25 protein-coding genes are annotated in these 24,809 nt (G+C 72.8%); 14 read left to right on the top strand and 11 right to left on the bottom strand.

Annotation, left to right across the window (positions count from 1 at the left end):
• Positions 1 to 64: 64 nt before the first annotated feature.
• The gene (gene rpmB / locus UQW22_RS12200; RefSeq protein WP_407317240.1) at positions 65 to 256 is read left to right on the top strand and encodes a 50S ribosomal protein L28; all 192 of its coding nucleotides are present in this window, start codon (positions 65 to 67) and stop codon (positions 254 to 256) included.
• Positions 257 to 407: 151 nt separating this feature from the next.
• Positions 408 to 935 (top strand): GNAT family N-acetyltransferase, encoded by a 528-nt coding sequence (locus UQW22_RS12195; protein ID WP_407317239.1) that lies wholly within the window; start codon positions 408 to 410, stop codon positions 933 to 935.
• Between the two features lie 132 nt (positions 936 to 1,067).
• Here UQW22_RS12195 and UQW22_RS12190 read toward each other — a convergent pair whose 3' ends face one another.
• A complete protein-coding gene (locus UQW22_RS12190) occupies positions 1,068 to 2,108 on the bottom strand; it encodes a thiamine-phosphate kinase (protein ID WP_407317238.1) in 1,041 nt (346 codons plus the stop codon).
• Positions 2,109 to 2,160: 52 nt separating this feature from the next.
• Between UQW22_RS12190 and UQW22_RS12185 the strand changes: the two genes are divergently transcribed.
• The gene (locus UQW22_RS12185) at positions 2,161 to 2,628 is read left to right on the top strand and encodes a DUF3515 family protein (protein WP_407317237.1); all 468 of its coding nucleotides are present in this window, start codon (positions 2,161 to 2,163) and stop codon (positions 2,626 to 2,628) included.
• Positions 2,629 to 2,634: 6 nt separating this feature from the next.
• Here UQW22_RS12185 and UQW22_RS12180 read toward each other — a convergent pair whose 3' ends face one another.
• The 3 genes from UQW22_RS12180 to UQW22_RS12170 all read right to left on the bottom strand — a co-directional run bounded on the left by UQW22_RS12180 (position 2,635) and on the right by UQW22_RS12170 (position 5,856).
• The gene (locus UQW22_RS12180; protein WP_407317235.1) at positions 2,635 to 3,048 is read right to left on the bottom strand and encodes a VOC family protein; all 414 of its coding nucleotides are present in this window, start codon (positions 3,046 to 3,048) and stop codon (positions 2,635 to 2,637) included.
• Positions 3,049 to 3,100: 52 nt separating this feature from the next.
• The gene (locus UQW22_RS12175) at positions 3,101 to 4,237 is read right to left on the bottom strand and encodes a D-alanine--D-alanine ligase family protein (protein WP_407317234.1); all 1,137 of its coding nucleotides are present in this window, start codon (positions 4,235 to 4,237) and stop codon (positions 3,101 to 3,103) included.
• A 65-nt stretch (positions 4,238 to 4,302) separates the two neighbouring features.
• Positions 4,303 to 5,856 (bottom strand): AMP-binding protein, encoded by a 1,554-nt coding sequence (locus tag UQW22_RS12170; RefSeq protein ID WP_407317233.1) that lies wholly within the window; start codon positions 5,854 to 5,856, stop codon positions 4,303 to 4,305.
• Between the two features lie 151 nt (positions 5,857 to 6,007).
• On the opposite strand from UQW22_RS12170, the gene UQW22_RS12165 reads away from it, so the two are divergent.
• Entirely contained in the window at positions 6,008 to 7,198 is a 1,191-nt protein-coding gene (locus UQW22_RS12165) for an acyl-CoA dehydrogenase family protein (protein ID WP_407317231.1), read from the top strand.
• A gap of 129 nt (positions 7,199 to 7,327) precedes the next feature.
• On the opposite strand, the gene UQW22_RS12160 is transcribed toward UQW22_RS12165, so the two are convergent.
• On the bottom strand, positions 7,328 to 7,996 hold the full coding sequence (locus UQW22_RS12160; protein ID WP_407317230.1) for a TetR/AcrR family transcriptional regulator C-terminal domain-containing protein: 669 nt from the start codon (positions 7,994 to 7,996) through the stop codon (positions 7,328 to 7,330).
• Positions 7,997 to 8,086: 90 nt separating this feature from the next.
• On the opposite strand from UQW22_RS12160, the gene UQW22_RS12155 reads away from it, so the two are divergent.
• From UQW22_RS12155 to UQW22_RS12120, 8 genes are all read left to right on the top strand, one after another.
• Complete coding sequence (locus UQW22_RS12155) at positions 8,087 to 8,788, top strand: DUF4386 domain-containing protein (RefSeq protein ID WP_407317228.1); 702 nt, start codon at positions 8,087 to 8,089, stop codon at positions 8,786 to 8,788.
• A 54-nt stretch (positions 8,789 to 8,842) separates the two neighbouring features.
• Positions 8,843 to 10,258 (top strand): MFS transporter, encoded by a 1,416-nt coding sequence (locus tag UQW22_RS12150; protein WP_407317227.1) that lies wholly within the window; start codon positions 8,843 to 8,845, stop codon positions 10,256 to 10,258.
• Positions 10,255 to 11,745, top strand: coding sequence for a pyridoxal phosphate-dependent decarboxylase family protein (locus tag UQW22_RS12145; RefSeq protein WP_407317225.1), 1,491 nt, complete (start codon positions 10,255 to 10,257; stop codon positions 11,743 to 11,745). The genes UQW22_RS12150 and UQW22_RS12145 overlap by 4 nt, the downstream gene beginning before the upstream one ends.
• A 107-nt stretch (positions 11,746 to 11,852) precedes the next feature.
• The gene (locus UQW22_RS12140; protein WP_407317223.1) at positions 11,853 to 12,578 is read left to right on the top strand and encodes a TetR family transcriptional regulator; all 726 of its coding nucleotides are present in this window, start codon (positions 11,853 to 11,855) and stop codon (positions 12,576 to 12,578) included.
• A gap of 18 nt (positions 12,579 to 12,596) precedes the next feature.
• The gene (locus tag UQW22_RS12135) at positions 12,597 to 13,736 is read left to right on the top strand and encodes a trans-sulfuration enzyme family protein (protein ID WP_407317222.1); all 1,140 of its coding nucleotides are present in this window, start codon (positions 12,597 to 12,599) and stop codon (positions 13,734 to 13,736) included.
• Positions 13,737 to 13,872: 136 nt separating this feature from the next.
• Complete coding sequence (locus UQW22_RS12130) at positions 13,873 to 14,535, top strand: hypothetical protein (RefSeq protein ID WP_407317221.1); 663 nt, start codon at positions 13,873 to 13,875, stop codon at positions 14,533 to 14,535.
• Between the two features lie 177 nt (positions 14,536 to 14,712).
• Positions 14,713 to 15,324, top strand: a complete 612-nt coding sequence (locus UQW22_RS12125; protein ID WP_407317220.1) for a DUF6318 family protein — start codon at positions 14,713 to 14,715, stop codon at positions 15,322 to 15,324.
• Positions 15,325 to 15,410: 86 nt separating this feature from the next.
• Positions 15,411 to 16,286, top strand: a complete 876-nt coding sequence (locus tag UQW22_RS12120) for a hypothetical protein (RefSeq protein WP_407317219.1) — start codon at positions 15,411 to 15,413, stop codon at positions 16,284 to 16,286.
• Positions 16,287 to 16,396: 110 nt separating this feature from the next.
• On the opposite strand, the gene UQW22_RS12115 is transcribed toward UQW22_RS12120, so the two are convergent.
• The 4 genes from UQW22_RS12115 to UQW22_RS12100 form a co-directional block, all read right to left on the bottom strand.
• Complete coding sequence (locus UQW22_RS12115; RefSeq protein ID WP_407320809.1) at positions 16,397 to 17,398, bottom strand: NAD(P)H-dependent glycerol-3-phosphate dehydrogenase; 1,002 nt, start codon at positions 17,396 to 17,398, stop codon at positions 16,397 to 16,399.
• A gap of 5 nt (positions 17,399 to 17,403) precedes the next feature.
• Complete coding sequence (locus UQW22_RS12110; RefSeq protein WP_407317218.1) at positions 17,404 to 18,159, bottom strand: lysophospholipid acyltransferase family protein; 756 nt, start codon at positions 18,157 to 18,159, stop codon at positions 17,404 to 17,406.
• Positions 18,160 to 18,267: 108 nt separating this feature from the next.
• Positions 18,268 to 19,584 carry a UDP-N-acetylglucosamine 1-carboxyvinyltransferase gene (gene murA / locus UQW22_RS12105; RefSeq protein ID WP_407317217.1) on the bottom strand — a complete coding sequence of 439 codons (1,317 nt, stop codon included), beginning with the start codon at positions 19,582 to 19,584 and terminating at the stop codon, positions 18,268 to 18,270.
• 290 nt (positions 19,585 to 19,874) lie between these two features.
• Positions 19,875 to 20,840 carry a helix-turn-helix transcriptional regulator gene (locus tag UQW22_RS12100; RefSeq protein ID WP_407317216.1) on the bottom strand — a complete coding sequence of 322 codons (966 nt, stop codon included), beginning with the start codon at positions 20,838 to 20,840 and terminating at the stop codon, positions 19,875 to 19,877.
• Between the two features lie 103 nt (positions 20,841 to 20,943).
• Between UQW22_RS12100 and UQW22_RS12095 the strand changes: the two genes are divergently transcribed.
• Positions 20,944 to 21,357 carry a VOC family protein gene (locus tag UQW22_RS12095; protein ID WP_407317215.1) on the top strand — a complete coding sequence of 138 codons (414 nt, stop codon included), beginning with the start codon at positions 20,944 to 20,946 and terminating at the stop codon, positions 21,355 to 21,357.
• Positions 21,358 to 21,367: 10 nt separating this feature from the next.
• Here UQW22_RS12095 and UQW22_RS12090 read toward each other — a convergent pair whose 3' ends face one another.
• Together UQW22_RS12090 and UQW22_RS12085 are read right to left on the bottom strand one after the other, a co-directional pair.
• Positions 21,368 to 21,868, bottom strand: coding sequence for a DUF1877 family protein (locus UQW22_RS12090; RefSeq protein WP_407317214.1), 501 nt, complete (start codon positions 21,866 to 21,868; stop codon positions 21,368 to 21,370).
• Between the two features lie 167 nt (positions 21,869 to 22,035).
• Positions 22,036 to 23,208: a MarP family serine protease gene (locus tag UQW22_RS12085; protein ID WP_407317213.1), complete on the bottom strand. Its 1,173-nt coding sequence runs from the start codon at positions 23,206 to 23,208 to the stop codon at positions 22,036 to 22,038.
• Between the two features lie 236 nt (positions 23,209 to 23,444).
• Between UQW22_RS12085 and UQW22_RS12080 the strand changes: the two genes are divergently transcribed.
• Entirely contained in the window at positions 23,445 to 24,794 is a 1,350-nt protein-coding gene (locus UQW22_RS12080) for a hypothetical protein (protein WP_407317212.1), read from the top strand.
• Positions 24,795 to 24,809 lie beyond the last annotated feature (15 nt).

Here is a 24,809-nt window from a genome sequence, read left to right as displayed (position 1 = left end):
ACCATCAAGAACCTCACGTCCTGCTGCCGTGGCACGGGACGTGCACGACGATTCAGGAGAAACCGTGGCTGCCAACTGCGACGTCTGCGGCAAGGGCCCGGGCTTCGGGCACAGCGTCTCGCACTCCCACATCCGCACCAAGCGGCGCTGGAACCCGAACATCCAGCGGGTGCGTGCCGTCGTCGCGGGCACCCCCAAGCGCGTGAACGTGTGCACCTCGTGCCTCAAGGCCGGCAAGGTCCAGCGCAAGGCCTGATCCTGCGCCTTGTGGCGCACGATCGACGAACGCCCGTCGGGTTCGCCCGGCGGGCTTCTTGTCGTGCCCGCCATCCGGACGAAGCAAAGGGTTCGTGAAGCGTTCACCAATACCTCTGGTCGATCCGTCGTGGACGTGGCAGGCTGACAGCATGATGGTCGAGACCGACAACGACGTGGTGATCCGGTCGGCGACGACGGACGACGCCCCCACGATCGCGCACGTGCACGTCACCTCCTGGCGTGGCGCCTACTCCCACGTGCTGCCCGCCTCGTACCTCGACGCCCTGGACGTGGGCGAACGGACCGAGCGGTGGGAGCGGATCCTGTCGGCCGGACGCGGCTCGACGATCGTGGCCGAGGCCGACGGCCGCACCCTCGGTTTTGCGAGCTATGGTCCGTCCCGCGACGAGGATGCCGAGGACGGCTGCCTGGAGCTCTACGCCATCTACCTCGACCCGGAGGCGTGGGGCCGCGGTGTCGCCCGCGACCTCATGCGCACCGTGCTCGCCGACGTCCCGCCGACCGTCCGCATGACGCTGTGGGTGCTGAACGAGAACGATCGCGCGCACCACTTCTACCGCCGCCACGGGTTCCAGCCCGACGGTATCGAGCGCATCGAGGACTACGACGACGTCCCGGTGACGGAGGTCCGCTTCAGCCGGGCGCCCGAGCGCTGACCCGGAACGAGCCCGCGAGTACAGGGGCCAGCGCGACCGCAAGCCCGAGCGCTGACCCCCGCCTTGCTGTGGGTATGAAATATCCCGCCGCGGGCTGTCCGCGGTGGGATATTTCATACCCACAGCACCGGGTCAGGGTCGGAAGTGGTCCCAGCCCGGTGGGATGTCGGGCTCGTCGCCGTCCAGCAGCACGCGCGCGCCGCCCTCCCCTGCCACCGTGACCTCACCGATCGGGCGGAATCCCGGGGGCAGGCCCCGCTCGGCGACCTGAGGGTCGAACGTCGCCAGGAGTCCGTGGTCCTCGCCCCCGGACAGCACCCAGCCGTGCGACCGCTGCGTGCCGGCCGGGTCGTCTGTCACGACCGCCAGCTCGACCGCGGCAGGAACCAGGGCGGTGACGTCGCGGGACAGCAGCCCGCTGGACAGGTCGACGGTCACTCCGCTGGCCTTCGCGAGCCGACCGGCGTCCCGCAGGAGCCCGTCCGAGACGTCCAGCATGGCGGTGGCGCCGGCCTCGGCGGCCGCGGGGCCCGCCGCGAGCGGGGCCTCGGGTCGCAGGTAGGCGGCGACGTAGGGCGCGAGGGCCCCGGGCGCCCCGGGTGCGCCGTCGGCGGGCGAGGCCGCTCCCGCCCTGAGCAGGTCGAGACCTGCCGCCGACGCTCCCAGCACCCCGGCGTGCGCGACGACGTCGCCCGGCCGCGCCCCGGAGCGCAGGGCCGGAGCACGGCCCTGCAGGTCGCCGTGCACGGTCACCGCCGCGACGACCGCGTCGCCCCCGGACAGGTCCCCGCCGACGACGACGGCCCCGACGGGCGTCGTCGCGTCGGCCAGGCCTCGGGCGAACCCCGTGACCCAGTCGACGGGCAGGTCGTCCGGCACGACGAGGGAGACCACCAGGGAGGTGGGCCGCGCGCCCATCGCGGCGATGTCCGCGAGGTTCTGCACGGCGGCGCGGTGCCCGACGTCGTATCCCGTCGACCAGTCCCGCCGGAAGTGCCGCCCCTCGACGAGCACGTCGGTGGAGACGACGACGCGCCCGTCGTCGGCGCGCACGACCGCGGCGTCGTCACCGGGCCCGACGTCGACCCCGGCACCGGTCGGCAGGAGCGGGAAGATGCGGGCCAGGAGCTCGGACTCGTCGAGGTCGCGCACGCGCAGGGTGGGGTCGGTCACGGACCGAACCCTAACCGGCCGGACGCCGTCGGCGGGCGGGTAGCGTGGGACCGTGCCCCTTCGTCGACTCCGCACGGTGCTCTGCCTGCCTGCCGTCGCCCTGCTGGCCGCCTGCACCCCGATGATCGGTGTCGAGGCCGGCGACGACGCGACGGACCCGGACTGCGCCCCGGTCATGCTCGCGCTGCCGGACGTCGTCGCGGGCGATCTGGAACGGGCTGACACGAACGCCCAGGCGACCGCCGCGTGGGGCGAGCCGGGTGCCGCGGTGACGCTGCGCTGCGGGGTCGCCCCGCCCGGCCCCTCGGCGGACTGCCAGCGCATCGAGTCGGGCGACGGCACCGTGGACTGGATCGTGGCCGGCGGGGACGACGGCACCTGGCGGTTCACGACGTACGGGCGTGAGCCCGCCGTCGAGGTGACCGTGCCGCCCGCGGTCACCCAGGACCACTCGACGTCGTTCATCGCCGACCTGACACGGGCCGTCGAGCTGGTGCCCGCCACCCAGGAGTGCACCTGACCCCGCTCAGGGCACGACGAGGTCGCCCACGGGCCCGGGCGCGTACGCGACCTCCCAGAGGAATCCGTCCGGGTCGGTGAAGTAGCCGGAGTACCCGCCCCACTCCCGCTGGACGGCGTCGCCGATCGTGGGCGCCCCGGCGCGCCGAGCGTCCCGCAGCACCGCGTCCACGTCGTCGGGCGAACCGACGTTGTGCGCCAGCAGCGCCGGCGGCGTCCCTCCCCTGGTGACAGGACCGATCTCCTCGAGAGCCGCTGCCTCGTCCCACAGGGAGAGCACGAGGTGCGGGCCCACCTGGAACATGAGCACGTCGCCGGGGACGTCGACGAAGCTCTCCCACCCGAGCCCGTCGAGGTAGAAGCGCCGGGTCTCGGTCAGGTCGGTGACGACGAGGGTGACGAGGCTGATTCTCTGGTCCATGCCCGTACGGTGTCACCCGGCACCGACACGGGCACCACGGCGCGCGCCAGGGTCAGCGCAATCCGGTGGGCCGCTCGAGGGCCAGCTGGATCAGCTCGTCCACCAGCTCGGGGTAGCTCATGCCGGTGGCCTGCCACATCCGCGGGTACATGGAGAACGGCGTGAACCCGGGCATCGTGTTGATCTCGTTGACGACGACCCCGTCGTCCGGGGTGACGAAGACGTCGACCCGCGACAACCCCTCGGCCTCGACGGCGTCGAAGGTGCGCACGGCGAGCTCGCGGATCTCGTCGACGACGGCGTCCGGGAGCTTCGCGGGGCAGTCGAGCTGCACGTGGGCCTCGTCGAGGTACTTGGCCTCGAAGTCGTAGAACGTGTGGGTGCCGTCGACCACGATCTCACCGGGCATCGATGCCCGGGCGGGCGCTCCGCCACGGCCACCGAGAACCGCGCACTCGATCTCGCGGCCGTCGATACCGGCCTCGACGACGACCTTGGGGTCGTGCTCACGGGCCGCCTCGATCGCGGCCGGGAGGTCGGCGGGGTCGTCGACCCGGGTGATGCCCAGGGACGATCCTGCGCGGGCGGGCTTGACGAACACCGGCATGCCGAGCTGTTCGATGCGCGCGATGCACGCCGCGGGGTCCCCCTGCCATTGGCGGGGGGTCACGACCTCGTAGGGGCCGACGGGCAGCCCGTGGCCGGCCAGCACGAGCTTCATGAAGTGCTTGTCCATGCCCACGGCGGAGGCCAGGACGCCAGCGCCGACGTAGCGCACGTCGGCGAGCTCGAGCAGGCCCTGGACGGTGCCGTCCTCGCCGAACGGCCCGTGCAGGAGCGGGAACACGACGTCGACCTCACCGAGGAGGCTCGGCACCTGACCCGGTTCCAGCACGCGCAGCGTGCTCTCGCCGGAGGTGAGGGACAGCACGACCTCGGCACCGTCGTCGGCGGTCACCTCGGGAAGCGTGCCGTCGCTGATCTGCCACCGCTCGGCCCGGTCCTCGGCGACCACCCAGCGACCGGCACGGGTGATCCCGACCGGGACGACGTCGTACCGGTCCCGGTCGATCGCACCGAGCACGCCCGCCGCGGTGGCCGCGGAGATGGCGTGCTCGCCGGAACGCCCGCCGAACAGCAGGGCGACGCGCGGCTTGCGCGCGGGGACGGGAGGCTGCGTCTCGGACATCGGCCCGACCCTACCGGACCTCCGCCCTGCTCGGACCACTGATTCCCGTCCCCGCGCGGGCTCGCTCACGCGGCCTTGAGGTCCTTGCGCAGGATCTTGCCGGCGGCGGACTTCGGGATCGCGTGCGTGAACTCCACGATGCGGATCTTCTTGTACGGGGCGACCTCGGCGGCCACGTACTCCATGACGTCCTCGGCGGACATCTCGGCGCCCTCGGTGAGCACGACGAACGCCTTGGGGAGCTCCTCGCCCGCCCCGTCCGGTACCCCCACCACGGCTGCGTCGGCGATCTGCGGGTGGGCGATGAGCAGCGCCTCGAGCTCGGCCGGAGGCACCTGGTAGCCCTTGTACTTGATGAGCTCCTTGAGCCGGTCGACCACGTGGAAGACGCCGTCGGCGTCGACCGTGACGATGTCGCCCGTGCGCAGGAACCCGTCGGCGGTGATCGTGTCCCGGGTCTCCTGCTCGTTGCCGAGGTAGCCGACCATGACGTTCGGCCCGGCGCAGAGCAGCTCGCCGGGAGCGCTCGTCCCCTGCGTCGGCTGCTCGATCTCCTCGCCGGTGGCCGGGTCCACGATCATGGCCCGCATGTTCGGGACCAGCAGGCCGATGGACCCGGGCGAGATGTCGGCGCGGCCCGTCGGGATGACGTGGGAGATCGGCGACAGCTCGCTCATGCCGTAGCCCTGCCCCACGTGGGCGCCCGGCATCCGCAGCGCGACGGCGGCGGCGAGCTGGGCGTCGAACGGGGCGGCGCCGGAGTTGAGCAACCGCACGCTGGACAGGTCGGCCTCCAGCGCGAGCGGGTGCTTGGCCAGCGCCAGCGCGATCGGCGGCGCGACGAAGAGCGCCGTGGCCCGGTGCTTCTCGATGATGCCGAGGTACTCCGGCAGGTCGAACCGCGGCATGGTGACCAGCGCCGACCGCTGGTACAGGGCACCGTTCATGAGGGCCGTGACCCCGTAGATGTGGAAGAACGGCAGCACGGCGGGGATCACGTCGTCGTGGGTGAGCGGGATGTACGGCTCGGCCTGCAGCACGTTGGCGACCAGGTTGCGGTGCGTGAGCATCACCCCTTTGGGCAGGCCGGTGGTGCCGGAGGAGTACGGCAGCACGGCGAGGTGGGTGGCCGGGTCGAACGAGACCTCGGGCGCGGGTGCGCCGGCGGCGAGGAGGTCGCGCAGGCCCGGGTGACCGTCGGCACCGTCGAGCACGACGACGTCGTCGTCCCCGAGTCCCGCGGCGCGGGCGCCGTCGACGGCCTGCGCGAGCAACGGCGAGACCGTGACGATCGCCTTGGCACCGGAGGCGACGATCTGCTTGCCCACCTCCGGGCCGGAGGCGAGCGCGTTGATCGTGGTGACGGTGACGCCGGCGCGCAGCAGACCGTGGAAGACGCTGACGAAGGCGGGGACGTTGGGGCTGTGCAGGGCGACCACGTCGCCCACGCCGTATCCGCGCGCGGCGACCGCACCGGCGATCGCGTCGACCTGTGCCCGCAGCGATCCGTAGCTGGTGACGGCGCCGCTGGGGCCGTCGATCACGGCGGGCCGTTCGAGGTCCGCGTTCTCCAGGGAGGCGAACAGGAAGTCGTACAGGCTGACGTCAGGAATCTCCACGTCTGCCTGGGGGCTGCGGATGACCAACGCTGGCTCCTCTCGTCGGTGCGGTCGTCGTCGACCGCGCTGGGGCACCAGCCTAGCCGACAAGACCGACCGGACGGTATGCCGCACTCCGGCCCTCCCGTCCCCCGGGTGGTTCAATCGACGCATGCCTGCCGTTCCCGCTCCCTCTGCCTACCGTCGACTCCTGCCCGACGACCTGCTGGCCACCGTCCGTGGACGCGCCGCGATCCACGACCGGGAGAACACGTTCTTCACCGACGACCTCGCCGACCTGCGCGCCGCCGGGTACCTCGCCGCCCTGGTCCCGACGTCGCTGGGCGGGGCCGGCCTGACGCTGCGCGAGCTGTGCCACGAGCAGGCCCGCCTGGCGGGCGCCGCTCCCGCCACCGCGCTGGCCGTCAACATGCATCACGTCTGGACCGGTGTCGGCCGCTACCTGCACGAGCGCGGCGACGCCACCCTGGACTGGCTGCTCGCCGAGGCGGCCGCGGGGGAGGTCTTCGGCTTCGGCTACTCCGAGGCGGGCAACGACCTGGTGCTGCTGGGCTCGCGCACCGAGGCCCGGCCCGACGGCGAGGGCGGCTACACGTTCCACGGCCGCAAGATCTTCACGTCCAACTCCCCCGGCTGGACCCGGCTGGGCGTCATGGGTCTGGACAGCACCACCGACCCCGACGACCCGCGGATCGTGCACGCGTTCATCACCCGCGACGGCGGCGGGTTCCAGATCCTCGACGACTGGGACACGCTCGGCATGCGGGCGTCGCAGTCGTGCACCACCGTGCTCGACGGCGCCCACGCCCCGGCCGACCGCGTCATGCGCCGGATCGCGCCGGGGCCGAGCGTCGACCCCTACGTCCTCGGCATCTTCACCAGCTTCGAGATCCTGCTCGCCTCCGTCTACGCCGGGGTCGCGGACCGTGCCCTCGACATCGCCGTCGAGACGGTGGGCCGGCGCACGTCGATGAAGACCGGCAAGACGTACTCCCAGGACCCGGACATCCGACGGCGGATCGCCGCCGCGGCCCTCGCCCAGGACGGCATCTGGCCACAGATCGACCAGATCGCCGGGACGCTCGACGCGGAGGTCGGCGAGCGGGAGGACCACGGCGCCGGGTGGTTCCGCGCGACGTCCGGGCTCAAGGTCCGCGCCACGGAGACGGCCCGCTCCGTGGTGGACGAGGCGATCCGTTGCTCCGGCGGGTCGACCTACTTCAACCGCTCCGAGCTCGGCCGGCTGTACCGGGACGTCCTGGCGGGGATCTTCCACCCGAGCGACGACGAGTCGGCCCACGCGCAGGTGGCCCAGTCCCTCCTCGGGCCCGTCCAGGACTGACGATCGCGCAACACTCCGCAGCTGTCAGAACCTGGTGGCTGCAGACCGCCACCACGCTCTGACAACTCTCGGTGACCGGGAGTTGTCAGGACCGGGACGGCCTCGACTGCGACCAGGTTCTGACAACTCTCAGGTGGTGGCGTTGGCGCGTTCGAGGCCGCTGATCAGCAGGTCGAGCGTGAACTCGAACTCCGACTGGCTGTCGCACCAACCGAGGACGGGGTCCGCCGCGTCGTGCAGCTCGGACGCGACCATCGCTGCCGTGTACGGCAGCGCCGCCGCCATGGCTTCCATCTCGGCCTCGCCGGCCGTGCCGGCGCCACCCGGGCTGAACAGCTCCTGGGAGAACCCGAGGACCATGCTGCCGAGCGCGTGCATCGCGCGGTGGGCCAGCCGGTACGAGCAGCCGCCGCGGACCATCGCTACGAGGACGTCCTCGTAGAGCTGGAAGATGCCGGGCCGGATCGTCGGGCGCGACCCGAGCAGCCCTGGCACCCACGCGTGCCGCAGCATGACGGTGCGCGCCGCGAGGCACCGGGTGCGCACCTCGGTGGGCCACCCCTGGTCGACGACGGCCATCTCGCGCGCGGCGCCGGCCACCTCCTCGGCGACGAGATCGAGCAGCCCGTCGAGGAGCTCCTCCTTCTTGCCCGGCAGGTGGTGGTACAGCGACATCGCCTCGATGCCCAGCTCGGCGGCGACACCTCGCATGGTCAGCGCCCCGAGGCCCTGGGCGTCGGCCAGCGCGAGCCCCGCGGCGAGCACCTGCTCGCGGGTGACCGACTTCGTGGCCGCCATCCGTCCCCCTCTTCCTTCGGCACCACCTTACGCCGTATGGTTCCCTTACGTCGTAAGACTTATGGCGTAAGACCGACAGAGAGGCACCCCATGGACCCGTCCGTCTCCCGACCCGCAGCGCGCACGACGGGCCTGCTCTATCTCGCCATGGCGATCGCCGGCATCCCCGGGGTCGTCGTGATCCGCCCGATGCTCTTCGAGCCCGACGACCCGGTCGCGACGATGACGCTGCTCGTCGAGAACGAGGCGCTCGCCCGCGCCGGCATCGGCTTCCAGCTCGCCCTCGTGATCCTCCAGACGCTCACCGCCCTGTGGTTCTTCCGGCTCCTCGGCCGCATCGACCCGTTCGCCGCCGGCGCCGTCACCGTCTTCGGCACGATCAACGCGATCGCGGCCCTGAGCAGCGCGGCGGGCTCCGCCACCGCCCTCGACGCCGCACTCGGCGGCGACACGGCGGGCGCCCACCTGATGCATCTCCTCTCCGGCCACCTCTGGGGCGTGGCGGGCATCTTCTTCGGGCTGTGGTTGATCCCGATGGGCCGGCTCGCTCGCCCGGCCGGCATGCCCCGTGCGCTCGGGTGGACCCTCGTCGTCGGCGGCGTCGGCTACGTGGTCGGCACGCTGGCCACGTACCTCGCCCCCGGCATCGGCGTCGTCGGCACGCTGCTCGTCGTCCCGGCCACCGTCGGAGAGTTCTGGATCATCACGCTCCTGCTGTGGTTCGGCTTCCGCCGCCCCTCGATGCCGGACCTCATCACCGCGGCCGCAGACGAAGCGGCCGCCAGACCCTGACCGGCACCGGCCAGCGGTGCCGGGGATCACGCACGCATCTCGTAGGATCCCCGCATGACTCTGAGCCGGGGCACCGTCGCCCGCTACGCCGTCGGGTCGGTGGGGACCGGCGGATTCGCGACCCTGCCGGGGCTGGTGCTCGTCTACTACCTGACCGACACCCTCGGGGTGGCGGCCCTCATGGCGGGGCTGATCGTGACGCTCGCCAAGGTGTGGGACGTGGTCATCGACCCGGTGATCGGCGCGGTCAGCGACCGTGACCGGGCGCACCACGGCTCGCGGCGCCGGCTCATGGCGGCGGGCGGGCTGCTCCTGCCCGTCTTCTTCGTGCTGACCTTCGCCGTGCCGGCCTCGTGGGGGCCAGGGGCTGGCGCCGCGTGGGTGCTGCTGGCGTTCCTGTGCGCGGCGACCGCGTTCTCGCTGTTCCAGGTCCCCTACATCGCCCTGCCGGCCGAGCTCACCGACGACTACGAGGAACGCACCCGGCTGCTCACCGCACGGGTGGTGGTCCTGACCGTCGCGATCCTGGCGTTCGGCGGCGGCGCCCCCGCGCTGCGCTCGGTGGTCCCCGACGAGCACGCGGGCTACCTGCTGATGGCGGCCGTAGCCGGCCTCGTGCTCGGCGTCTCGCTGCTGGTCGCCGCCGGCGTGCAGCACGGCACCCAGCGACGCATCCCGGGGCGTCCTTCGCGCGACGCGTCCGCGAGCGACGCACCCACGCCCGTCCCGCCGTCGGGCACGTGGCAGCGTGTGGGCGCCGCCTATCGCGACGGCGTGACCCTGCTGCGCACGAGCGTGCCCTTCAGGATGCTGCTGACCACCTTCGTCCTGCAGGCGCTCGCGACCGGCACGATGCTCGCCGGTGCGCAGTACGTCGCGCGCTGGGTGCTCGACGACGAGGCCGCCGTGACGTTCCTGTTCGCGGCCCTCGTGGGCCCGGCGGTGGTGTTCGCCCCGGTCTGGGGAGCGGTCGCCCACCGGGTCGGCAAGGAGCGCGCCTTCCGGCTGGCGTCGGCCGTCTTCACGGTCGCGGCGCTCGGGCTGCTGGGCCTGGCGTGGTCCCCCGGGGCATGGGTGTACGCCGTGGTCGGTCTGGCCGGGGCGGCGTACGCGGGCCTGCAGTCCCTGCCGCTGGCCATGCTGCCCGACGTCGTCTCGCACGACGCCCGCACCCGCGGACCGGGGCGCGCCGGCACCTTCTCGGGCGTGTGGACCGCCGGCGAGACGACGGGCTTCGCGCTCGGCGCGACCGTGCTCTCGGTGACCCTGGCGGTGACCGGCTACGTGGAGTCGCGAGCGGGGGCCGCCGTGGTGCAGCCGGACGGCGCGGTGCTCGGGATCGTGCTGGCGTTCTCGGTCCTGCCGGCCGCGCTGGTCGCGCTGAGCCTGGTCGCCCTGCGCCGCTACCCCCTGCGCAAGAACGATGTCGACGTCGCGCGACCCGCGGCCACGCACGAGGAGCTCGCATGAGGTTCGCCGCATCACCCGACGACGTCCTGGACCGCCTCGCGGCTCTGCGCGAGCGCGACGCCCCGACGCACGGCGGGCACGTGCTCAGCTACGTCTACGACTCCGGCGAGCCGGAGCTGGACGAGGTGGCGGCCGCGGCGATCCGTGCCATGCAGCCCGTCAACGGCCTGGACCCGACGACTTTCGGCTCGGTCGCCGCGCTGGAGCGCGACCTCGTGGCGTTCGCACGTGACCTGCTCGGCGGGGTCGAGGAGGTCGACGGCGAACCGGTCGTGGGGTCCGTCACCTCCGGCGGCACCGAGAGCTGTCTGCTCGCGGTGAAGACGGCGCGGGACGCCTGGCTGGCGGCCCGCGGGGAACGGCCGGGCGCTGCCCGGCCCCGCCTGGTGGCTCCGGTGACCGTGCACGCCGCGTTCCACAAGGCCGCGCACTACTTCGGCCTGGAGCTGGACCTCGTGCCCGTGCTCCCGGGCGGGGCGGTCGCCGCGGCCGACGTCGCGGCCCGCCTGGCGGAGCCCGGAGACGTCGCCCTGGTGGTCGTCTCGGCCCCCTCCTACCCGCACGCCGCGCTCGATCCCGTCGCCGACGTCGCGCAGCTCACCGTGGCCCGCGGCGTGCCGTTGCACGTGGACGCCTGCATCGGCGGCATGGCGTTGCCGTTCTGGCCCGGGTTGCCCGCCTGGGACCTGCGGGTGCCGGGTGTGACGAGCCTGAGCGTGGATCTGCACAAGTACGGCTACGCCCCCAAGGGGGTCTCGGTGCTGCTGCACCGTGGCCGTGACCGGCAGCGTCGGCAGTACTTCGCCACCACCCGCTGGCCCGGCTACCCGGTGGTCAACCCGAGCCTGCTCGGCTCGCGGTCCGGCGGGCCGCTCGCCGCCGCGTGGGCGATCACCCAGGTGCTGGGGCGGGACGGCTTCGCGACGCTCGCCGAGCGCGCCCGCCGGGCGACCGGGGCTCTGCGCGACGCCGTCGCCGCGATCGAGGGCCTGCGGGTGGTCGGCGAACCCGTGGGCCCGCTGCTGGCGGTGGCGGGCGACGACGCGGTGGATCCCGGGCGGCGCGTGGACCCGCACCGGTGGGCCGACGCGGCCACGGCCCGCGGATGGGTGCTGCAGGCCCAGCCCGCGCACGCCCAGGCGGACGGCAGCCGGTTGCCGCACACGACGCACCTGACCGTCACGCCCGTGACGGAGTCTGTGCTGGGCGAGCTGGTGCCCGCCCTCGTCGCCGCGGCGGACGAGGTGCGCGGGGCGCCGCGCCCGGACGTCACCGACCTCCTGACGGGGATGCCGGACGGGGACCTGGACTCCGGCACGGCGGCCGCCCTGCTGGGCACGCTCGGGCTCGACGGCTCACGCATCGGTGCCGACGGGCCGGGCGTCGGCGCCATGGCCCCGCTGCTCGCCGCCCTCGAGTCGGTGCCCGCGCCCGTCGCCGAACGCCTGCTCACCGAGCTGCTCGCGCGGCTCGTCGAGCCTCGCTGACGGCTCGGCCCGGCGGGCTCCCGGGTCAGTCCCGTCGCACCTGCTGGTATTCGGATACTCCGAGTATCCACATACCGCTGGTCGTGGCGAGAGCTAGGGTGAGATCCATGGCCGACCAGCTGATGAGGAGGGCGGAGCGTCAGCGACAGACGCGGGACGCCCTCGTGCAGACCGCGCGCGCCGTCTTCGCCCGCGACGGCTACCACGCCGCCCGGCTCGACGTCATCGCCCGCGAGGCCGGCTACTCCAAGGGCGCGGTCTACTCGAACTTCGACAGCAAGGCCGACCTCTTCCTCGCGGTCATCGACGTCAACCTCGAGATCGCCACCCCCGGCGGGTGGGACCCCTTCGAGCCGGCCGGCGAGGCCACGTCGCACGCCGAGGACGACGGCTGCACCGAACGGCCCGCCGTCCCGCCTGACGACGCCCCCCTCGACGAGATGGTGCGCGGCTTCGCCCTCGCCACGCTCGAGTTCATCGCCAGCGCGGCCCGCGACGACGCGCTGCGGTCCCGGATGGCGACGCAGATGGAGGCGATGATCCGCCTCAACGACCCCGTCGCGGAACGCACCGGCACCGACGACGAGCTCACCACCGCCGACCGCGCCGCCCTGCTCACCGCGTTCGAGCAGGGCGCCGCGCTGCTCAGCCTCGGCGGGGTCGGGCGCATCGACCAACGGCTCCTGAGGATCGGGTTCCGCCGACTGGTCGACCCGCGCCGCGCCGTCCACGACCGCGTCGACGACACCCCCGGCGCCTCCGGCCTGCACCGCCAGGAGTACCGCGCCGACGTGCTGCGCAGCATCCAGGACGACGCACCACGACCCCGGTGACCGACGTAGTCTGCTGCCATGACGCACGACCCCTCCCCCCTGGCCCCGGCCACCGTCGCCGTGACCGCCGGCCGCCCCCCGCGCGTGCAGGGCGGCCCCGTCAACCCGCCGGTCGTCCTCAGCTCGACCTACGTCTCCCAGGGCGTCCCCGGCGACGAGCTGCTCTACACCCGCGGCGGTACCGAGACGTGGGAACCGTTCGAGACGGCGCTCGCGGCACTCGAGGGCGGCGCGCACGGTGTCGTGCTCGGTTCCGGGATGGCCGCGATCATTGCGGCGCTCGGCGACGTGCCGCCGGCGGGCGTCGTCGTCGTGCCCCGCCACGCCTACCAGGTCACGCTCGGCTACCTCGACGACCTGGCCCGGCGGCACGGCGTCGAGGTGCGCCGGGTCGACATCGCCGACACCGAGCAGGTGCTCGCCGCCCTCGACGGCGCCGACGTGCTCATGGCGGAGTCACCCACCAATCCCATGCTCGAGGTCGCCGACCTGCCCACGATCCTCGCCGGCGCCCGGCAGCGCGGAGTGTTCTCCGTGGTCGACAACACCTTCGCCACGCCGCTCGGGCAGCGGCCGCTGGACCTCGGCGCCGACGTCGTCGTCCACTCGGTGACGAAGTACCTCGCGGGCCACTCCGACGTCGTGCTCGGCGCCGTCGTGACGGACGACGACGACGTCGCCGCCCGCGTGCGGGCCTACCGCACCCTGCACGGCGCGATCGCCGGGCCGATGGAGGTGTTCCTCGCGCTGCGCGGCCTGCGCACCCTCCCGCTGCGCGTCGAGCGCGCCAACGCCAACGCCGCCGAGCTCGCCCGCCGCCTGGCGGAGCACCCCCGCGTGGCCGAGGTGCGGCACCCGTCCCTGCCCACGGACCCCGGCCATGCACGGGCCGCGCGACAGATGACGTCCTTCGGTGCGATCGTCGGGCTGCGGCCCGTCGGCGGGCTCGCGGCGGCCGACGCCGTCGTCGACGCGGTCCGCCTGTGGGTGCCTGCCACGTCGCTGGGCGGGGTCGAGTCGACGCTGGAGCGTCGGCGTCGCTTCACCACCGAGTCCCCCACGGTCCCCGAGGACCTCCTCCGGCTCTCCGTCGGCGTCGAGGACGTCGAGGACCTGTGGGCCGACCTGTCGCGGGCCCTCGACCACGGAGCCCGCTGAGAGGGACGGCGCACCCGCAGGGCGCCGACGCCCGCCGCGCCCTCGTCCCGCGACGGGCCTAGGCTCGGTGGCAGGACGCCACGTCGAGCAGGGAGGCACCGTGCGCACGTCACCGCACCGTCGGAGGTCGGGTGGCTTGTCTGCCGCCGCGCTCGTCGTGCTGCTCGCCGCCTGCGGGGGTGGCGCCGATCTGCCGGGCTACGGCGGCGGCGCGTCCGAGCCGACGGCGACGGCGACGGCGACGGCGACGGCGACGGACGACGACACGGCGGCGGCCAGCCCGACGCCGGACGCCACCGCGACGGAGGACGCCGCACCGGAGGACACCCCGGCCGCGGAGAGCCCCGCCGCGACGGAGGCTCCCTTCGAGGGCGGGACGGCCGTGGACACCGGGGACCCGAGCGGCGACGCGCTACTGACCGTCACCGACGTCCGTGTGGGCCTGCACGAGGAGTACGACCGGGTCGTGTTCGACCTCGAGGGCACCGGGACCCCCGGCTGGCGGGTCGAGTACGTCGAGGAGGCGCTCGAACCCGGCCGCGGCGACGAGGTGGAGGTCGACGGCGACGCCGTCCTGGAGGTCGGGATCACCGGGACCGCGATGCCGATGGACTCGGGTGTCGAGGAGTACGGCGGCGACCCCGTGGCCGGACCTGGCGAGTCCGTCGAGGAGGTCGTCTACCGCTTCGTGTTCGAGGGCACCGCGACGGCGTTCGTCGGCGTCGACGGTGAACCGCGCCCCTTCCGGGTGCTCACCCTCAGCGACCCGACACGGATGGTCGTGGACGTCGGGCACTGACCGGCAGCGCCGCAGACGGGCCGAGGTCGTCGGCCCACCCGTCAGGTGGTCAGGGCGTCAGGTGACCGTCTGGTGAGACGTCGTCCACAGGCCCGTGCCCGAGATGGTCCGGTTTCGCTACGGTGTCGAGGTGTCGCCGTCGACCCGCTGGTGAAGGAAGCCGTGAAGGAGCCCTCGATGCCCCCTGCCGCCCCTGCGCTCGGTGCGCTCGCACTGGTGGCGCTCCTGCTCACCGGCTGCACCCAGCCCGCGCCCGCGCCGACGGGTCCGGGCACGACGGCGGAGGCCACCTCCAGCCCGTCGCCGTCGGTCACCGAGTCCTCGCCGGCACCGTCGCCGACACCCGTGGTCGTCGCGCCCGAGCGGCCCGCCGCGATGAACGACGACGGGCACGAAGGCGCCCAGGCCGCGGCGAAGTACTTCCTCAGCCTGGACGACTACATCATGAAGACCGGCGACACCACCGAGTGGGAAGCCATGTCCCACAAAGAGTGCGGATACTGCTCGCGGCGCCTCGAACAAGCTCAGCTCATCGACAAAGAGGGCTACACGTACCACGGGGGCAAACTAGTAGCGCAGGTCCTCCATACCTACGAGAAGGACACGCCAACTGGAATTTGGCCGATTGACATCGAGGTGTCCGTTGACGATGCCAGAGTCACGGACTCTACGGGCCGAGATGTCTTTGCTGATGAGGCGTCAACGGCAAAGAAGAGAATCGAGGCCCTCCGACAGAAAGATGGATGGGTCATCGTCGGGCTGTTCACAGAGCAAACGGGGGAACAGTGATCCGATTTGTAGCCATCACTCTACTGCCCTTACTTCTCGGACTCGGACTCGGACTCGATGCAACAGTGCCAGAGCTGTCGGGCGCGTTGAATGACGACGACAACACCGCCAACGTCACCGCGGAAGGCGACGCGGAGAACCCGGCAATGTCCGGGGACGACGGACCCCGTGACCGCTACTTCCGCACCGACTCCACCACCTGCAACCTCGCCGCCACCACCGACGGCGCGGACTTCATCACCACCCTGGACTCCTGCCCCGACGGCTCCCAGGAAGCAGACTTCCAAGGCGCACCCTGCCCCGAGGACGAGTACGAGCTCGCCGAGCTCTGGGTCGAGCGCCTCCAGGACGACGGCACCTACACCGCCCCCGAACGCGTCTCCGGCACCGAGTGCATCACCCCCGCCGACCTCGCCGCCCCCGCCCGGCACGAGTTCGCCACCATGCACATCCCCACCCCCGAAGCCGTGCTGCAGGCCCGCGAACCCCTCCTGGTCAACGTCCACTACCCCGCCTACGCCACGACCCAGCCCCAGATCGTCGACGTCACCCTGCTCGACGTCCCCGTCCAGATCCGCGCCGACCCCGTCCAGTACACCTGGGACTTCGACGACCCCCACACCCCCGGCACCACCACCCTGACCACCACCGACCCCGGCCACCCCTGGACCGACGGCACCCCCGCACCCGACAGCACCTGGATCGGCCACACCTACACCCACCTCGGCCACCCCGATCAGGACACCGGAACCCTCCGCGACCAGGCCGGCAACTGGTACCGCGACAACGTCACCACCACCCTGACCACCACCTGGGAAGGACACTTCCGCATCACCGGCACCAGCACCTGGACCCCCATCGAGGGCACCATCACCACCACCAGCACCACCGACCCCGTCACCCTCACCGAAGCCCGCGTCCGCCTCGTGTGCGACGACACCCACGCCAACCCCACCTGCTGACCCCCACCCCCTCGTTGTGGGTGCACGACACGCCACCAACGACCCGACCACCACCGCGTGTCGTGCACCCACAGCGGAAGGGGGACGACGAGGGCCGTCGTCGAACGGTCCTACTCGGTGATGCTCTCGGCCTTCTGCGGGCGCGACAGCAGGGCGCGGGCCATCTCGTCCACCGACAGGCCCTCGTGGAGCACCGCGACGACCCCGGCCGTGATCGGCATGTCCACCCCGTGCTTCTGCGCCAGCTCCAGCACGGAGCGCGACGACTTCACGCCCTCGGCGGTGGTGCCGGTGGCGACCAGGGCGTCCTCGAGAGACATTCCCTGCCCCACGTGCTTGCCGAGGGTGTGGTTGCGCGACAGCGGCGAGGCGCAGGTCGCCACGAGGTCGCCCATCCCGGCGAGGCCCGCGAAGGTCTCCGCCTGAGCGCCCAGGGCACGGCCCAGCCGGGTGATCTCGACCAGCCCGCGGGTGATGACGGTCGCGGTGGTGTTCCAGCCGAACCCGCGGCCCTGCGCCATGCCGATCGCCAGCGCGATGACGTTCTTCACCGCACCGCACAGCTCGACCCCGACGACGTCGGAGTTGGTGTAGGGCCGGAAGTACGTGTTGGAGCACGCCTCGGCGACCCGGCGGGCGTTGCCCTCGTCCGGGCAGGCGACGACCGTCGCCGTGGGCTGCCGCGTCGCGATCTCCTTGGCGAGGTTGGGCCCCGAGACGACGACCACGCGGTCGAGCGAGATGTCCAGCGCTTCGGCGATCACCTGGCTCATGCGCTTGTCCGTGCTGAGCTCGATGCCCTTCATGAGCGAGACGACGACGGCGCCCGGCTCCAGGTCCTCGCGCAGCCCCTCGAGGGTCGTGCGCGCGACCTGCGAGGGGATGGCGACGACGACGACGCGCGCGCCGGCGAGCGCGGCCGCGGCGTCCGTCGTCGCGCGCATGGCGGGGAGCTCGACGTCCGGGAGGTACTTGGCGTTGCGGTGCTCGTGCTCGACCTCGCGGGCGACGGCCTCGTCACGACCCCAGAGCGTGACGTCGCAGCCGGCGTCGGCCATCACCATCGCGAAGGTCGTGCCCCAGGACCCGGAGCCGAGGACGGCAGCCTGCACGCCGCTCACGGGCGCTCCACCGGCGGGTAGCTCATCTTCTTCACCTCGTAGTCAGGATGCTTGCGCAGGTCGAACCGGTGCTCCGGCGCCTGCTCGTCACGCAGCTCGGCGAGCAGCGCCGTGATGGCGTCCATCACGCGGTTCATCGCCTCACGCAGGGTGGCGGCGTCCTGCGGGCGGTCGTACAGGTCGGACAGGTCCACGGCGGGACCGCCCTTGACCTGCACGCGCTTGCGCGGGAACGGTCGGGGCAGCTTGCCGTAGCGCGGCAGGACGTCGGCCGCGCCCCACTGGGCGATCGGCACCACGGGCAGGCGGGTCGTCAGCGCGATCCGTGCCAGGCCGGTCTTGGGTTCCATCGGCCAGCAGTCCGGGTCACGGGTGAGCGTGCCCTCGGGGAAGATCGCCACACAGGCGCCGCCGCCGAGCTCCTCGCCCGCCCGCTGGAGCGACCGCGCCGCGGCCGCGCTGCCCCGGTCCACCGGGATCATGTTGGTGCCGCGCAGCACGGTGCCCACGACCGGCGCGGTGAACAGGCTGCTCTTGGCCAGGACGCGGGGCTCGACCCCTTGGTCGAACAGGTAGTGCACGAACGTCAGGGCGTCGAGCTCGGTGACGTGGTTCGCCGCGGCGATGAAACCGCCGTCGGTGGGCAGGTTCTCGCTGCCGCTCCACTCGTAGCGGCACATCGAGAACATGGTCGGTCGGACGATCTTCGCGATGAGGCGATAGAGGCGCGACTCAGGTCTGGCGATGGGCACGGCCACAGAGCCTACCTGCCCGACGGCCGCGCGGGACGACGCCGAACAGGAGCCTGAGCCCGCTGTGCCCCGTCGATGCGGGCACAGGCTCCTGTTCGGCGAGGCTGCTCAGTCGCGGGCGACGTCGGCGCCCAGCGCCACGAGCTTGTCCTGGAACGACTCGTACCCCCGGTCGATCAACGAGATCCCCCGCACCGTCGACGTCCCCTTGGCCGCCAACGCCGCGATCAGGTGCGAGAACCCGCCCCGCAGGTCCGGCACCTCGATGTCCGCCGCCGCCAACGGCGTCGGCCCCGAGACCACCGCCGAGTGGTGGAAGTTGCGCTGCCCGAACCGGCAGTCACCCCCACCCAGGCACTCCTTGTACACCTGGATCGTCGCGCCCATCTGCCGCAACGCCTCGGTGAACCCGAACCGGTTCTCATACACCGTCTCGTGCACGATCGACAGACCGGTGGCCTGCGTCAACGCGACCACCAACGGCTGCTGCCAGTCCGTCATGAACCCCGGATGCACATCCGTCTCCAGCACGATCGGGCGCAGGTCCCCACCCGGGTGCCAGAACCGGATCCCGTCGTCCTGCACGTCGAACTGCCCACCGACCTTGCGGAACGTGTTCAAGAACGTCATCATCTCCGGCTGCGAGGCACCCTTGATCGTCACGTCCCCACCCGTGGCCAACGCCGCCGACGCCCACGACGCCGCCTCGATCCGATCACCCAACGCCGTGTGGTTGTACCCCTCGAGACGATCCACACCCTCGATCCGGATCACCCGATCGGTATCCACCGAGATGATCGCACCCATCTTCTGCAGCACCGCGATCAGATCCATGATCTCCGGCTCCGTCGCCGCACCCGACAGCTCCGTGATCCCCTCCGCACGCACCGCCGTCAACAACAGCTGCTCCGTGGCACCCACCGACGGATACGGCAACGAGATCTTCGTACCCTGCAACCGCCGCGGCGCCCGCAGATGAATCCCGTTCGGGCGCTTGTCCACCACCGCACCGAACTGCCGCAAGATGTCCAAGTGATAGTCGATCGGACGATCCCCGATCCGGCACCCACCCAGATCCGGGATGAACGCCTCACCCAACCGGTGCAACAACGGACCACAGAACAAGATCGGGATCCGCGAGGACCCCGCATGCGCATCGATGTCCGCCACGTGCGCCGACTCCACGTTCGACGGATCCAGGTCCAGGATCCCCGCGTCGGGGTCGTACTTCACATTCACCCCGTGCAGATCCAACAACCCCGAGACCACACCCACATCCCGGATCTGCGGCACGTTGCGCAACACACTCGCCGACTCACCCAACAACGACGCCACCATCGCCTTGGACACGAAGTTCTTCGCACCCCGCACCGAGATGGTGCCCTGCAACGGCGTCCCACCGTTCACGTACAGCAGATCAGTCATAGCTCGTCGTCGTCCTGTCCTCGGGGAATCCGCAGCACGGTGGTGCTGCTCGTCGGTGCGGGCCCGCCCCGGCTCGCGTGGCGCGTGGTGCGCAGCTCGACCGATCCTGCCCTCGCAGGCCCGGTGGTGCCAACATCCGGCGCACCCGACGTATTCACGTTCACCACACCTTCACGCCGCGGGCGCGGACTCGCGCGACGACGTGCCGGTCTTCACGGGATCGTGACGTGTCACCAGTGGCGAAACATCGCCCGACCGTCGCTTCCGCGCCCTCCACGGGACCATCGCCGTCACCGGTCCCGGTATCGGGCGACCAGCTCGGCACCGAGGCGCGCCAGCTCCGCACGAACCTCCGGCGGCCCCTCGACCTCCACCCCGTCGCCCCAGCCGGCGAGATGGCGGGCGACGTCGAGGGGCGTCGGTGCGCCGACGTGGACCCGGGCCATGCCGTCCACCGGGACCGCCTCCGCGCCAGTCCCGTCCTCGACCCGCACGTGCCGCCCGAACTGGGCCCGCAGGACCCCGACGTGCCGCTCTCGGACCCGGACGGTGGCCCACGTCGTCGAACGCAGCGCCTCGACCTCCTCGACGACCTGGGCCCACACCGCACCGAGGTCCAGGTCCGGGGGCACCTCGGCGGGTTCGTCGGTGACGCCGGCGTCGGCGATGCGGTCGACCCGGTAGGTGCGCGGCCCGCCGTCCGTCCCGGCGAGGAGGTACCAGGTGCCGTCCTTGTCCACGACGCCCCAGGGGTGGACGACGCGGTCCGACGTCCGCCCGGTGGCGCCGGTGTAGCGCAGCCGGACGCGCCGCTGCCGGACGACGGCCCCCTGCAGGGTCTCGAGGTGCGGCGCCCGCTCGCGGGTGACGGCACCCCACCGTTCGTGGTCGACGACGGTGGCGACGGCAGCGGCCTCCGCCTCCGCCCGGAACGGGGTGGGCAGCGCGCGGACGAGCTTGCGCAGCGCGGCGCTCGCGTCGCCGTCCGCGGCCGCCACCGGGCCCGCCAGGAGGAAGAGGGCGCGCACCTCCGGTGCGGTGAGGCCGCTGAGGTCGGTCCGGGAGCCACCGAGCAAGGACCATCCGCCGCCTCGGCCGCGCTGCGCGTACACGGGGACACCGGCGGCGGACAGTGCCTCCAGGTCGCGGCGCGCCGTGGCCACGGACACCTCGAGGGCGCCGGCGAGCTCGCCGGCGGTCACCCGCGGCCGGGACTGCAGGTGCAGGAGCACCTGGATGAGGCGATCGGCTCGCACCCGTCGAGAGTGCCACAGAAAGTCGTCAGAAGGTGAGCACTTTGGCCACCAGCATGAGGATCGACGGCGTCACCGAGGCGCCGCACGACCCGGGAGGACTCCCATGCTGCGCGGACTCACCACCATCACGTACTTCGCCGACGACGTCGCCGCCGCCCGCGACTGGTACGCCGAGGTGCTCGGCGCCGAGGCGTACTTCGCCCGCGACGCCGAGGGCACCCTCGCCTACGCCGAGTTCCGGGTCGGCGACTACCAGCACGAGCTCGGGATCATCGACCGCCGGTTCGCGCCCGTGCCCCGCACGGAGGAGCCGGCCGGTGCGGTCGCGTACTGGGCGGTCGACGACGTCGAGGCGACGTACGAGCGGCTGCTCGCCCTGGGCGCCGTCGGGCACGAGGAGCCGTTCGAGCGCGGACCGGGGTTCGTCACCGCCGTCGTCGTCGACCCGTTCGGCAACCTGCTCGGCGTGATGGAGAACGCCCACTACCTGGAGGTCCTCGCCTCGCGGCGCGGCTGACGAACGAGCCTCAGTTGAGCATCAGCACGACGCCGTCGCCCGCCGCGGCCGCCGCAGTGCAGAAGCGCCGCAGCTCGTCGTACCGCACGCCGAGCACCTGGGGGCGCTCCTCGTCGAGGTGCTCGGCCGGGTCCGGACAACCCTCCCCGTCGCAGAGCTGTGTCATGTCGTACCCGTCGGCGAGCGCCCGGAAGGGCGTCGAGCTCAGGAACTGGGCGGCACGGCGCACCTCGTCGGGCGAGAGCGAGCGCACCGGACCCAGCACACCGGCGATCCCCAGGGGTGTGCCGCCGTGGACGACGTCCACCGTCGGCTGCCGCTCCTGGAGCAGGGCGTGCAGCGGTCCCCACGCCCGGCCGACGCTGAAGTAGCGCGCCTCCTCGGGCTCCAGGTCGAGCTCGACCCACTCGTCGGCGAGAGCGTCGAGACGTTCGGCGGCCCAGGCGGCGTCCGCCCGGGCCCTGTCCAGGTCCGCGGCGGCGAGCCGCGCGTACTCGCAGTGAATCCCCATGCGCGCGACCGTAGCGGTCCCGCCCGCGGCGCGGGAGGGGCAAAACGTCCGGACCGGGTCCGACCGCGCAAACCGGCCGCCCATTCTGTGAGATGTGACAAGTTTGTCGCGGCGACGCGCGCTCCGGTCGCGTCTGGCGGGGCGGGGCACACCTGCGCTAACGCACCTCAGGCGGCGCAGGCCCCGGGCGTGACCGCCGCGTCCAGGTCGGGGGCCTGCGCGACCACGGGCATCAGCTCGGTGGTCGTCACGCCGTACGCCAGGTCCTCGCCGCTCTCGGAGCGGGCGAAGATGACGCCGACGACGTCACCGTCCGTGGACAGCACCGGCCCACCGGAGCTGCCGGGATGCACCGACGCGGCCAGCGCGTAGATGTCGCGCTCCCCGCCACCCGTGCCGCCCGACAGGGGGATCCGAGCCGTGCCGGCGTCGAGCACCTCGGCACCGACGGACGTGAAGGGACCACCGTGCGGGTAGCCCTGCACGGCGGCCCGGTCGCCGATGGCGAGGGTCGGCGCGAGGGACAGCGGCTCGGCGTCCAGCCCGTCGACGGCGACGACGGCGAGGTCTGCCTGCGGGTCGAAGTAGACGACGCGCCCCTCCTGCGCCGCCCGGCCGGGCAGCTCGACGAGCGGCCGCTCGACCCCTGCGACGACGTGCGCGTTCGTGACCACGCGGTCCACCGCGACGACGAACCCGGACCCGGTGACGCCCGTGCCGCAGGCGTAGGCCGTGCCCCAGACCTTCGCGACCGACTGCGCCGACGCCTCGAGCGCCGGGTCGTCCAGGTCGACCGCGGGGGCCGTCGTCGTGCGGCGCGGGTCCAGCAGCCCGTCGAGCCGCGGCAGGCCGTCGTCGAGCACCGCGGCGCGTGCCGTGGCGAGCGACCGGCTCACGGGTGCCGGCGTGAGGTCCTCGATGGTGCGCAGCACCGTGGACGACGACACGGCGGACGCGATGCCCGGGGCGCCCGTCGCCTTGACCGCGGAGCCGACGAACGACAGCGCCAGGGCTGCCACCAGCAGGCTCGCGGCCCCGCCGAGGAGTCGGTCGAGGGGCCGCAGCGGCGTCCGGTCGACCTGTCGTCGGAGCCCGTGGCCCACGCTCGACCCGATCGAGGCGCCGAGCAGCGGGAGCACGACGGCGAGGAGCACCGTCGCCGGGCCGCGCCACTGCGGCTCGGGAAGCACGTCGACGGCCAGCGGGACGACGAGGAACGCCGCCACTCCCCCGACGACGAGCCCGACGAGGCCGCCGAGCGTCGCGAAGAAGCCGCGCCGGACCCCGGCCGCCACGGCGAGGAGGAGGACGACGACGAGCACGATGTCGAGCAGGGTCACGGGCGGCCTCCGGTGGGTGGGCTACGGCGACGGTACGCGACCAGCCTGCGTGACCACTGAGGGCGGTGCGAGCCGGTCATGGTCAGCGGATCGTCAGGTCCGCCGTCCTGCGCCGCCGTCGTCACGGCGACCGGGCGCCGGTAGCGTCAGGACAGCCGTCCCAGGAGGTCACCGTGCCACGATCGTCGCCATCGCGTTCCCACGCGCCCCGGGAGACACCCTGGGCGCGCCCGGCCGTGACGGTCTCCGGACTCGTCGTGGCGGTGGGCCTGCTCGCTGCAGGTGCCGCCGTCCTACGCGACCTCGACGGCGTGGTGCTCCTCACCGGGGCGGAGCCGTTCACCGGCCACTGGGTCCTGCGGGCGGGGACGGGGACGGCCGTCGCCGCCGCCGTCGCGGCCGCTGTCGCCATGCTGGGGCCACGCCTGGCGACGACGCTGCGATGGCCGGCACTGCTGGCCACCGCATGCTCGGCAGCGCTCGTCTTCACGGTGGCACTCGGCGCGACGGTCTCCTGGCCCGATCTCGCCGCACCGTTGGGCGGCCCGCACGAGTACCTGAACACGGTCCCCGTCGCGGCCGCGGACCCCGTGTCGTTCGTCGCGACCTTCACCTCGCAGATCAGCGGCTATCCGATCCACGTGCGAGGGCACCCGCCGGGCTTCGTGCTCGTGCTGGCCGGCCTGGACAGCCTCGGCCTCGGCGGCGCAGGCTGGGCGAGCGTCCTCGTGATCCTTGCGGGAACGAGCAGTGTGGTCGCGGTCGCGACCACACTGCGCCGGCTCGGTGGCACCGACGGCGAACGGAGCGCCAGACAGGCGCTCCCCGCCATGGTGCTCGCCCCGGCCACGCTCTGGGTGGCGACGAGCGCGGACGCCTTCTTCGCCGCCGTGCTCGCCTGGGGGGTCGCGGCGCTCGCGGTGGGGTCGACGACGCCGGGCCGCACCGCACGATGGACGGCGACGCTCGGCGCCGGCCTGCTCCTGGGCTGGTGCCCGTTCCTGTCCTACGGTCTGCTCCACATGGGCATGATCGCGCTCGTCGTGGGATGGGTGACCCGCCGCTGGGCGCCGACGGTCGTGGCTGCCGGGGTCGTGGTGGCGACCGTCATCGTGTGGGGTGCGGCCGGGCTCTGGCTGTGGGACGGGATCGTGGCCACGCACGCACAGTGGGACGCCGGGTCAGGTACCGGCCGCCCGTACCTGTACTTCCTCGTGGCCGACGTCGTGCTGCTCGGCGTCCTGATCGGTCCGGCGGGCGTCGCGGGCCTGGCGTGCATCGCACGCGGTAGGCGCCTCGACCGTGCGACGACGGCCTTCGTGCTCGTCGGCGTCGCTTCGGCTCTGCTCGGTGCACTCGGCGGCTTCGAACGTGGCGAGGTCGAACGGATCTGGCTGCCGCTGGCGTTCTGGGTGGCGCCGGCGGCGGCGCTCGTCGGAGCCCGCGAGCATCTGAGGTCGCCCGAGGCGCAGGGATTGCCGCAGGCCCAGGAGTCGCCGGAGGCCGCGACGACGTGGCGGTGGTGGCTCGGCGCGCAGGCTGCGACCACGGTCCTCCTGGCCGTCGTGCTGCGCTCTCCCTGGTGACTCCGGTCCTGGACG

The sequence above is a fragment of the Isoptericola halotolerans genome (assembly GCF_045689585.1).
GTDB classification, from domain to species: Bacteria; Actinomycetota; Actinomycetes; order Actinomycetales; family Cellulomonadaceae; genus Isoptericola; species Isoptericola halotolerans_B.
Note: the sequence above shows the minus strand (reverse complement) of the source record. Positions and strands in the feature narration are given on the sequence as shown.